Here is an 8,040-nt window from a genome sequence, read left to right on the forward strand (position 1 = left end):
CACCCCCTACCCCTCGCAGGCATCGGCCTGTGTGTAAAGTGACGGCCTGTTTCTTGCGATGTGTCACATCTGGTCTATGCTGCCAGACCGCCATCTCTTCACACAGGACAATAATATGGATAAGTCTGAAGTTACCCCGACCCTTCTTAGCGCCATTCTTCGCAATCAAAATGCTATCGCGGCAGCGGTTCATGACTTGGCGACATGGGCAGAACGCTCCGGTGGTGCCCAGGTTACTAACTCCGTACGAGAGCGCTTGAAGATACTTGAATGCAATCAGGCATTGATCGGCTCCTGTATCGGCGCGCTGTTGAAACCTAGATGATCAGAGCTTTTAGGGCCTATCATTTCCGCCCTACCGTAGCCCGCCACTGAGCGGGCTTTTTTTTGTCTGTCAGAAAGGCGCAGGCTCCTCAACCGCATCAAACTCCTCATGCACTTGGGCGCGCGGGTCGTGATCCGCCGGCGCCTCCCAGCTCAGCGTCACCGATTCATCTTCGTCGTTGAATGTCATGTCGATTCCATCGACTTCCGCCAGAACCCCCATCACCTCCTCCCATTCTCGATCACCGTCCGTCTCCAGTCGGTGGATCGTCACAGTCTTCCGATCCTGCGCGATTGGGTGATTGATCATGTTCGACACCCGGAGCGTCAGGCGCTCGATTCCGGACATTGGTTTGCGTTCCTGGGTTTTGTTCTTGTCTGCGCGAGCCATCAGCTTCTCCTTGATTACTGTATGCATGTACAGGTCTTTAGAAAGCTTATCTCACCTTTTATGAATTCGTAAGTCTTGACGTTATCAGGGATCAGGCGTATTTGACGCGCTCGCTGTTAAGTTTTCTAAAATAAAAGTTGACGGCCCTTGTTTAGTTTTCTAAATTACCCCCATCGCAGCGACAAACACTGCGCCAGGGCCTGAACAGAGCCTGTGCTCTTTACACAATCTGACGTGACCCAACGACGTACCGGGCAACCGGTGGCGAGAAAGCTAAACCGTCGTCCATGCAGCCTCTGGTTAGCTGCCGTGCTTCCACATGCAAGCACGCGAAACCACGCAAACAAACTGGCAATGCACCGAACACGAAATGTGCGGCGCCGGTGAGAGACGACTCGTACCTAGCGTGGTGGAGACAGCCGCAAGGCAGCCCAGGAAACCGTGGCAGGTAACGGAACCCAGCAACAACGAATCGAATTAGCGCCCCGAGCTTCGGCATTGAGGGGCGCCGGACCTCATGCACCCTGCCCCAATCAGCCGGGCACAACGCGCTGCAGCGTGCATGTTGTACGGACCTGTGATCCACCACCTATAGATGCTGATTGAGGTGGCGAGTAGGAAGCGCAACGCCCAAACCACCGATGACTCACGACCTGCAATCAGCAGCGGGTACGGAGCGGCGCCAGTGCCGAGGACTGGATGACAGCCGGGAATAGACCGGCAACCACACCGCTGACGCAATACCCCGGCCTGTAGCCAGTAGCTAGGCCGGGTACATCCGATCCATCCCAACAACTGACGCCAGTAGCGAGTCGCTGGGAACGGCTGCTGATTCAGCCGAGCAGTGAGTTTCACAAATGCCGCGCATACCCCGTGCGGCATTCGGAAGGTCAACTGGAGGAAGGCTAAATGGTCACACCAGATCAAGCAGAGGTGATCGCCAACAAGGCGGTAGAGGATTACATCAACGCCTGTAAGCCGCAGAGCATTGAGGATGCAGGACAGGTTCTGCTGAAGCTGCTGAGCATGACCGGGCTCGCGCTTTGTGCCGCACGAGGCCAGCCGGGCGCAGTAGCTGCCATTGAGAGTGTGGCAGCTCACATTTCACAGGAGAAGTACGCACGGGCTCGACTTGAGCCTGTTCGGCAGCACTGACCCACCCTTAGGCATTCGCAAGAGTGCCCACCCCGAAGCTGATCGAGAAGGTTGCGACTCAGTGGCCGTTCCTCCTTGTGGGGCGGTCAGCTTCGGGATGTAGACGAATCCTGCCGCCAAGCAGCAAGCATCCAAGCCGCGAGATCCGAGCAATGATCTGGATCGATGTCGGGATTGGCTCCGACGGTCTGCGTCCAAACAGCCCCCGAGCCCGGATCAAGAATATGTAGTGCGGCACAAAACAGACGGCTCGCTCACATCACGGGAGGTGGCATCGATCATTCCGGCCAGCCATAATTGAATTGGGGAATCACCTACACGATGAGTTCGCCAAACACGTCTGGGTCTTTGCTACAGGGCCAAACGGGAAAATCAACCGGAGAACCTCCGCATGAATAGCCTCTACATCGACGCCCTCAAGTACGTTCGAAATACCGGCGAGGAAGCATCGCTGGCCCACTTCCGCGAAACCTATGAGCAGGTCAGCCCGCAGCTTTGGAATCAATTGGTGGCCGCAGGCCTGGTAAGCATAGATAGCGCCGGAAAAATTTGGCTCACAGCGGCGGGTGTCGAAGCGTTAGCTGCTAGTAACGTGAAGGCAGCAACACGGCCCAGCAAACCGTTCAAGACGTCAGGCATCTATACCAGCTTTGATTCGGCCACGCAGCCGAATTCCCCGAACCTGTTCAGTTCATCGCATAACGGCTACGGCAGCGAGCCTCACCGCTCTACCGATCACTGTTCCAGTTACAGCAGCAGCGATTATAGTTCGAGCGATTCATTCAGTGACAGCTGTAGCTCATCGAGCGATAGCAGCTTTAGCGACTGAACAACCAACGGCATGGCATCGTCTAGCTAACTGTCCGCCCCCCAGGCACGCCGGTACCCAACTCTGCTGTCAATGAAACCGACCCTCCTACGGCCTTTGGCGCAAAAATTGGCGATGAACAAACGGTCGTCTGTAGTGGGGGGGGGCAAATTGTCTTTTGGTTAGAAGGCCTTGCGTTTGTGGGGGGCGCTAGAATAGAGCTTGGGTTCTACTTATAGCGTGCCAGCGTCAAGCTGATCTCCGCAGCGCATTAAATGCTTGAAGCGCTCCTTGCCGCTCGCAATCTATGAGGTAGGCTACCTACCGTCCGGCAACAGTAGCGCCATGAAAGCAATGACAATGGTTGACTCGTCGATCGCGAAAGCCACCGCGTAACACCCCTCTTACACCCTCCCGAACACACCCCACTGCTCCATCCCCGCTGCCCATCGGCGCTAACGCGTTCTCGATGCAGCAGTCGTGTGTGTTTGGTTAATCAGCAAGGAGATTGAGCATGAGCGAATGGATCAAGTGCGGCGATCGGCTGCCAGAGCAGCTTTCCGGAACGGCAAAGGAATACATCGTCTGCGCAGTTTCTGATGGACAGCGATACGTGTTTGCAGCCCAGTACCTTAAAGGTTACGCCCTCTACAACCCCGACGACGACTGTGGCGAAGAGGAAGGGCTTTCTGAGGCGACAGGCTGGTATGACGTCAAAGAAAGCGCTGAATATGCCGGGTGGTACGAGCCGATCAAAGATCAGGACGTCACCCACTGGCAGCCACTCCCCTCACCACCCACCGAATAACCCCTTCCTCGACCGCATCGGCGGATTCCAGATCTGCGCTCAAACGGCGCGCAGAGGTTTGGTCACCCGCTGTCTGGACTCCGACCAATGCGGTCAATCAGCGCCCAGGAGGCGATCATGGATGCCCTTCAAAATAAACGTTTCGAAAACCTGATGGCGCAAGCGCTGAGCCCTGACTTCGACCTGATCGCCCGCGAGTTGATCGCTCGGGCGCGTGGCTGGATCGATGGTCTGCTTGAGGGGAAAGTTATCACCACAGAGCGCTATTCCGAATTGTTCAGAGTGATTTATCAGGTGGAGGCGCAGGTGTACGCCCGCACTCATGGCTGTTCGAGCATCGCATCATGAGCACCAGCTACGCGGACAGCGCCCAAGCAAGGTTGATGGATGAGCGAATGCTCGGGTCATCGTCCAGTGGCGCCGCTGACAACTGGTTCGACGGCAGCGCCGACCTGTTCTACCAGCAGTGCAACGAACGCGATGCCAAGCGTCTGGCATCCCTACCCAGCCGCCTGCGCATCTGCATGGGCCAGATGGAAGCGGTTCTCGCCAAGCAAGGAGGTTCGGTATGACGATCATCGCTCGCAACCGCGCAGCACTCGTACAAGCCCTGGCCAATCAGGGCTTTTTTATGGTCGCTGCGCTACCACGACAGATTCGCATCGAAGCTCGGCGCGGGATGCTGATCGCGAGGGTGTCATGACCCCCAACCAGCGCCGGCGCCGTCTCGTTTTCTGGCGCTGTTCGTTCCCGGTCCTTGCGGCATTCACTCTACTGATGCTCGCGCTTTCCCTGGCAGACAGCATCACTCAGTAACCCCTACCCCATTGGATTGCAGCGCCCGCACGGAGCGCGAGGAGTTTTTATGCCCACAGATACCCAGTTATCGGTCCTGCCAGCCAAAGAAGTAGCGCTGACAGTCTTCAGCACGCCGAACGGACTGGACCCGTACCTCCAGTCTGTCCGCGATGAGATCGACAAATTCAACGCCTCGGCTCCCGATGTAAAAACGAAAAAGGGTCAGGACGCTTACAGATCGATCGCCTATAGCCTGGCCGGATCAAAATCTAAACTTGACGTTCTCGGCAAAGAACTCGTTACCGAACTGAAGGCACTCCCCAAAAAGATCGACGATGAACGCAGGCGGGTGAAGGAGCTGCTGAGTACGTGGCAGGAAGAAGTTAGGAAGCCCCTTACTGATTGGGAGGAGGCTGAAAAAGCGCGCAAGCAGGGTCATCAAGCGAGCATCGACTGGCTGATCAATCGCGATGATGGTCTGTCCGATCTGTCTTCTGCGCAGATCGCTCATCGCATTGATGAGGCCGAATCGTTCGTCATCGACAAGCACCTGGAAGAGTTCGAAGCGGACGCCGCTCGCGCCAAGGACGCCGTGCTTACCAAGCTGCGCCCTGCGTTCGCTGCTCGCCAAACGCACGAGGCTGAACTTGCCGAGATTGCGCGGTTCAACGCCGAGAAGGCCGAACGGGAACGCAAAGAATACGAAGCAGAGATTGCCCGAGCCGCTGCTGAGCGTGCTCGCATCGAAGCTGAGCAGCGCGCCCAAGCTGAACATGAAGCTGCCATTAAGCGCGAGGCGGACGCCAAGGCTGCCGCCGAACGCCGCGAGCTGGAACTGAAGCTGCAGGCCGAACAGGCCGAGCGCCAGGCAGCACAGGCTGAGGCGGACCGAATCGCCGCCGAGCAGCGCGCCGAACAGGAACGCATTGCCGCTGAGCAACGGCAGGCAGAAGCAGTCGAGCGCGCACGCCTGGCAGAGATTGCCCGTGCCAATGCCGCTGCGGACGAGATCATTCGACAGCAGGAAGCGCGCGAGGCGGACAAGGCGCACATCAAGTCAGTGTGCCTCAAAGCCCAGCAAGCCATGGTCGCCAACGGTATCGATGAGGCCTGCGCCAAAGCAGTCATCATCCTGATCCACCAGAAGAAAATCCCCGCCATCCAAATCACCTACTGAGATCTCCATGAGCAACCCACGCATGGCCGCCCACCTCGACTGGGCACTGGTCGGCGCGTTCACGCCTGAGCAATTCTCCGGCGACGAGCGTAACGAGTACGAAGACGAAGCCCGCAAGATTGAGCGGGAATTTGACAGTCACGACTGAGGTAATCCAAATGTTCAAGAAAGCCGAACGTAAGCAAGCGAGGCTACGGCTCGCTCTTGCTGGCCCTTCTGGATCAGGAAAAACGCTATCCGCCCTACTATTGGCCACTGGGCTTGGCGGTCGCATCGCAGTGATCGATACCGAACATGACAGCGCATCGCTGTACGCCGACGATGCCGAGTTCGATGTAATGAGCCTTAACGCCCCCTACTCTCCGGAGCGTTACATAGAGGCGATCAAGTCGGCAGAGGCTGCCGGGTATTCGGTGCTGATCATCGACAGCTACTCGCACGAATGGATCGGCGCCGGAGGCTGCCTGGAGATAAATGACGCAATCGCCAAGCAGAAATACAAGGGGAACACCTGGTCGGCATGGAACGAAACAACACCGCGCCACAGGAAGTTGGTGGACACGATTCTGACCAGTCCCCTGCATATCATTTGCACCATGCGCAGCAAGACGGAGACGGTTCAGGGTGAAGGCAAGAAAGTTATTAAGCTGGGCATGAAGTCCGAGCAGCGTGAAGGCTCCGACTACGAATTCACTGTAGTTCTGGACCTGGTTCACGACGGCAATGTGGCAATCGCGACGAAGGATCGTACCCGGATCTTCGAGCAGCCAGAGGTCATAAGTGCGGATACAGGCCGCCGATTGATTGCATGGCTGAATGATGGGCAGAAGCAGGACGAACAAGGCCTTGAGGCAGTGAACGAAGCGATCTCGAAAATACCGCTTGTTGAGACCATTCAGGAGCTGCAGAGCATCTACGCCGCAGCCTATCGGATTGCCGAGCATATGCCGAAACCGCTTTCGCGCCTCAATGCAGCGAAGGACAAACGTAAATCTGAATTGATGGAGGCGGCTTAAATGGCTCGCGGAGTTAACAAAGTCATCCTGGTGGGCACATGCGGACAAGATCCCGATGTCCGGTACCTACCCAACGGTAACGCAGTCACCAACCTGAGCCTGGCCACCAGCGAGCAATGGACGGACAAGCAGACGAACCAGAAGGTTGAAAAGACCGAGTGGCACCGCGTTTCGCTGTTCGGCAAGGTTGCAGAAATCGCCGGTGAGTATCTGCGCAAAGGCTCTCAAGTCTACATCGAGGGCAAGCTGCAAACCCGCGAATGGGAGAAGGACGGCATCAAGCGCTACACCACGGAGATCGTAGTGGATATGCACGGCACGATGCAGTTGCTCGGCGGCAAGCCGCAGGACGGCCAGCAGCGGCAGGCGCATCCGCAGGCCAGCGCTGCACGACAACCACCGCGTCAGCAGCAGGCCGCGCCGCAGCAGAGCCAGCAAGGCGTGCCGCCTAGCTTTGACGACTTCGACGACGACATACCTTTTGCCCCTATGCCCCATCTGGCGGGAGCCTGACCATGACCACCACTTTCCGTAACCATCAAGAAAGCTATTCCCACATCTACCACATGCAGCAGAGCATTGACCGTCTCCTTATTGCGTCCAAAGACTGGAAGCCGGACGATGCCGTGCGCGACGAGGCCACCATCAAAAAGCTGGAGCGGCAGATTGCTCAGGTGAAGGCTGAGATGCTGGCGAATCGATGAAGCGCATCACCAGACTCGTCGCCCAGCGCAGACGGCAGGAACACATTCACCTTCCGCCCGAAAGACACGCGGATTGCACAGTCTTTGATTGACAGCAGTGCATTTGTGGATTAAAAAAATTGTGGCGTTATTACGTCCCACTTAGCTGACTTGAGTGAATGGAGGAGCGGTTATGAGAATCAGGATAAAGAAAGCACGCTCGCAAAAAATAGGAATAGCTATCGCTATTGCAGTTGGTCTCGCATTCAGCGGTACTGCAAGTGCGTTTAGTTTGGACCATGGATGGAGTTGCCAGAATAAGTGGTATCAGATGGGGTTTCTTGAGCTAATCGTGTGTGGCGGTGGCGGTGATGGCTGATCTGGACAAGCATTACATATGCTATCCAAGCTTCTGATCTAAGTGGGCCAAGCCTGAGCCGGCCCGCTTAGATCTTATGACCGCTTCAGCCTTGTCCAAGCCAGCCCATCATAAATCCCCTTTTCAGCACAACATCTCTGGTCATGGTTTTACTCCCTGACCCGGCCCTATGCCCGTCACCACGTATAGCCCAGCCCAACCGGTTCAAACACTGCTGAATAACCCGCCCACCCCCAATAGGCCTGGAACAATGGCGGCAAGCCAAAGGACTGCACTCCACCCTCTGCTTTTAATGCAGGCGCCCCAAATAACCAGGCAGATCGAAAGTACCAAGGATATGGGCCAGTAAATCATCGCAAATATGATGATCACGCCAAACCAAGTGATATCTGGAACCATTGACCTCGCCACCTTGGCAATTGATAAGCCGTCACTTTACGACGCGTGATCCGTAATAAACAACACCACCAACCTATTCGCCACCGAACTTTCGGAGGCTTT

At 56.4% G+C, this 8,040-nt stretch carries 13 protein-coding genes; 12 read left to right on the forward strand and 1 reads right to left on the reverse strand.

The window, feature by feature from the left end; translation table 11 throughout:
- Positions 1-115: 115 nt before the first annotated feature.
- Positions 116-325: a hypothetical protein gene (locus tag CE491_RS30080; protein ID WP_199884918.1), complete on the forward strand. Its 210-nt coding sequence runs from the start codon at positions 116-118 to the stop codon at positions 323-325.
- Between the two features lie 69 nt (positions 326-394).
- Here the strand turns inward: CE491_RS30080 and CE491_RS00615 are convergent, their stop codons facing one another.
- Complete coding sequence (locus CE491_RS00615; protein WP_110946449.1) at positions 395-715, reverse strand: DUF1654 domain-containing protein; 321 nt, start codon at positions 713-715, stop codon at positions 395-397.
- A 909-nt stretch (positions 716-1,624) separates the two neighbouring features.
- On the opposite strand from CE491_RS00615, the gene CE491_RS00620 reads away from it, so the two are divergent.
- The 11 genes from CE491_RS00620 (at position 1,625) to CE491_RS00655 (ending at position 7,181) form a co-directional block, all read left to right on the forward strand.
- Positions 1,625-1,870: a hypothetical protein gene (locus CE491_RS00620; RefSeq protein ID WP_110946450.1), complete on the forward strand. Its 246-nt coding sequence runs from the start codon at positions 1,625-1,627 to the stop codon at positions 1,868-1,870.
- A 391-nt stretch (positions 1,871-2,261) separates the two neighbouring features.
- Entirely contained in the window at positions 2,262-2,699 is a 438-nt protein-coding gene (locus CE491_RS00625) for a hypothetical protein (RefSeq protein WP_110946451.1), read from the forward strand.
- 493 nt (positions 2,700-3,192) lie between these two features.
- Positions 3,193-3,486, forward strand: coding sequence for a DUF551 domain-containing protein (locus CE491_RS00630; RefSeq protein WP_110946452.1), 294 nt, complete (start codon positions 3,193-3,195; stop codon positions 3,484-3,486).
- A 117-nt stretch (positions 3,487-3,603) separates the two neighbouring features.
- The gene (locus CE491_RS00635) at positions 3,604-3,834 is read left to right on the forward strand and encodes a hypothetical protein (protein ID WP_110946453.1); all 231 of its coding nucleotides are present in this window, start codon (positions 3,604-3,606) and stop codon (positions 3,832-3,834) included.
- Positions 3,831-4,058 (forward strand): hypothetical protein, encoded by a 228-nt coding sequence (locus tag CE491_RS30085; protein WP_199884919.1) that lies wholly within the window; start codon positions 3,831-3,833, stop codon positions 4,056-4,058. The genes CE491_RS00635 and CE491_RS30085 overlap by 4 nt, the downstream gene beginning before the upstream one ends.
- Complete coding sequence (locus tag CE491_RS30935) at positions 4,055-4,189, forward strand: hypothetical protein (RefSeq protein WP_267894461.1); 135 nt, start codon at positions 4,055-4,057, stop codon at positions 4,187-4,189. The genes CE491_RS30085 and CE491_RS30935 overlap by 4 nt, the downstream gene beginning before the upstream one ends.
- A 162-nt stretch (positions 4,190-4,351) precedes the next feature.
- Positions 4,352-5,461: a coiled-coil domain-containing protein gene (locus tag CE491_RS00640; RefSeq protein ID WP_110946454.1), complete on the forward strand. Its 1,110-nt coding sequence runs from the start codon at positions 4,352-4,354 to the stop codon at positions 5,459-5,461.
- Between the two features lie 7 nt (positions 5,462-5,468).
- The gene (locus tag CE491_RS30090) at positions 5,469-5,609 is read left to right on the forward strand and encodes a hypothetical protein (protein ID WP_199884920.1); all 141 of its coding nucleotides are present in this window, start codon (positions 5,469-5,471) and stop codon (positions 5,607-5,609) included.
- 10 nt (positions 5,610-5,619) lie between these two features.
- Entirely contained in the window at positions 5,620-6,477 is an 858-nt protein-coding gene (locus tag CE491_RS00645) for an ATP-binding protein (RefSeq protein WP_110946455.1), read from the forward strand.
- The gene (locus tag CE491_RS00650; protein WP_110946456.1) at positions 6,478-6,990 is read left to right on the forward strand and encodes a single-stranded DNA-binding protein; all 513 of its coding nucleotides are present in this window, start codon (positions 6,478-6,480) and stop codon (positions 6,988-6,990) included.
- Positions 6,991-6,992: 2 nt separating this feature from the next.
- Positions 6,993-7,181 carry a hypothetical protein gene (locus CE491_RS00655; protein WP_110946457.1) on the forward strand — a complete coding sequence of 63 codons (189 nt, stop codon included), beginning with the start codon at positions 6,993-6,995 and terminating at the stop codon, positions 7,179-7,181.
- Positions 7,182-8,040: the final 859 nt, after the last annotated feature.

The organism is Pseudomonas bohemica (assembly GCF_002934685.1).
GTDB lineage: Bacteria > Pseudomonadota > Gammaproteobacteria > Pseudomonadales > Pseudomonadaceae > Aquipseudomonas > Aquipseudomonas bohemica.

Excerpts from the sequence above, each read along its gene's own strand:
- CE491_RS00615 (WP_110946449.1), bottom strand. The coding sequence starts at position 715 with ATGGCTCGCGCAGACAAGAACAAAACCCAGGAACGCAAACCAATGTCC.
- CE491_RS00655 (WP_110946457.1), top strand. The coding sequence starts at position 6,993 with ATGACCACCACTTTCCGTAACCATCAAGAAAGCTATTCCCACATCTAC.
- CE491_RS30935 (WP_267894461.1), top strand. The coding sequence starts at position 4,055 with ATGACGATCATCGCTCGCAACCGCGCAGCACTCGTACAAGCCCTGGCC.
- CE491_RS00650 (WP_110946456.1), top strand. The coding sequence starts at position 6,478 with ATGGCTCGCGGAGTTAACAAAGTCATCCTGGTGGGCACATGCGGACAA.
- CE491_RS00640 (WP_110946454.1), top strand. The coding sequence starts at position 4,352 with ATGCCCACAGATACCCAGTTATCGGTCCTGCCAGCCAAAGAAGTAGCG.
- CE491_RS00635 (WP_110946453.1), top strand. The coding sequence starts at position 3,604 with ATGGATGCCCTTCAAAATAAACGTTTCGAAAACCTGATGGCGCAAGCG.
- CE491_RS00645 (WP_110946455.1), top strand. The coding sequence starts at position 5,620 with ATGTTCAAGAAAGCCGAACGTAAGCAAGCGAGGCTACGGCTCGCTCTT.
- CE491_RS00625 (WP_110946451.1), top strand. The coding sequence starts at position 2,262 with ATGAATAGCCTCTACATCGACGCCCTCAAGTACGTTCGAAATACCGGC.
- CE491_RS30085 (WP_199884919.1), top strand. The coding sequence starts at position 3,831 with ATGAGCACCAGCTACGCGGACAGCGCCCAAGCAAGGTTGATGGATGAG.
- CE491_RS00630 (WP_110946452.1), top strand. The coding sequence starts at position 3,193 with ATGAGCGAATGGATCAAGTGCGGCGATCGGCTGCCAGAGCAGCTTTCC.
- CE491_RS30080 (WP_199884918.1), top strand. The coding sequence starts at position 116 with ATGGATAAGTCTGAAGTTACCCCGACCCTTCTTAGCGCCATTCTTCGC.
- CE491_RS30090 (WP_199884920.1), top strand. The coding sequence starts at position 5,469 with ATGAGCAACCCACGCATGGCCGCCCACCTCGACTGGGCACTGGTCGGC.
- CE491_RS00620 (WP_110946450.1), top strand. The coding sequence starts at position 1,625 with ATGGTCACACCAGATCAAGCAGAGGTGATCGCCAACAAGGCGGTAGAG.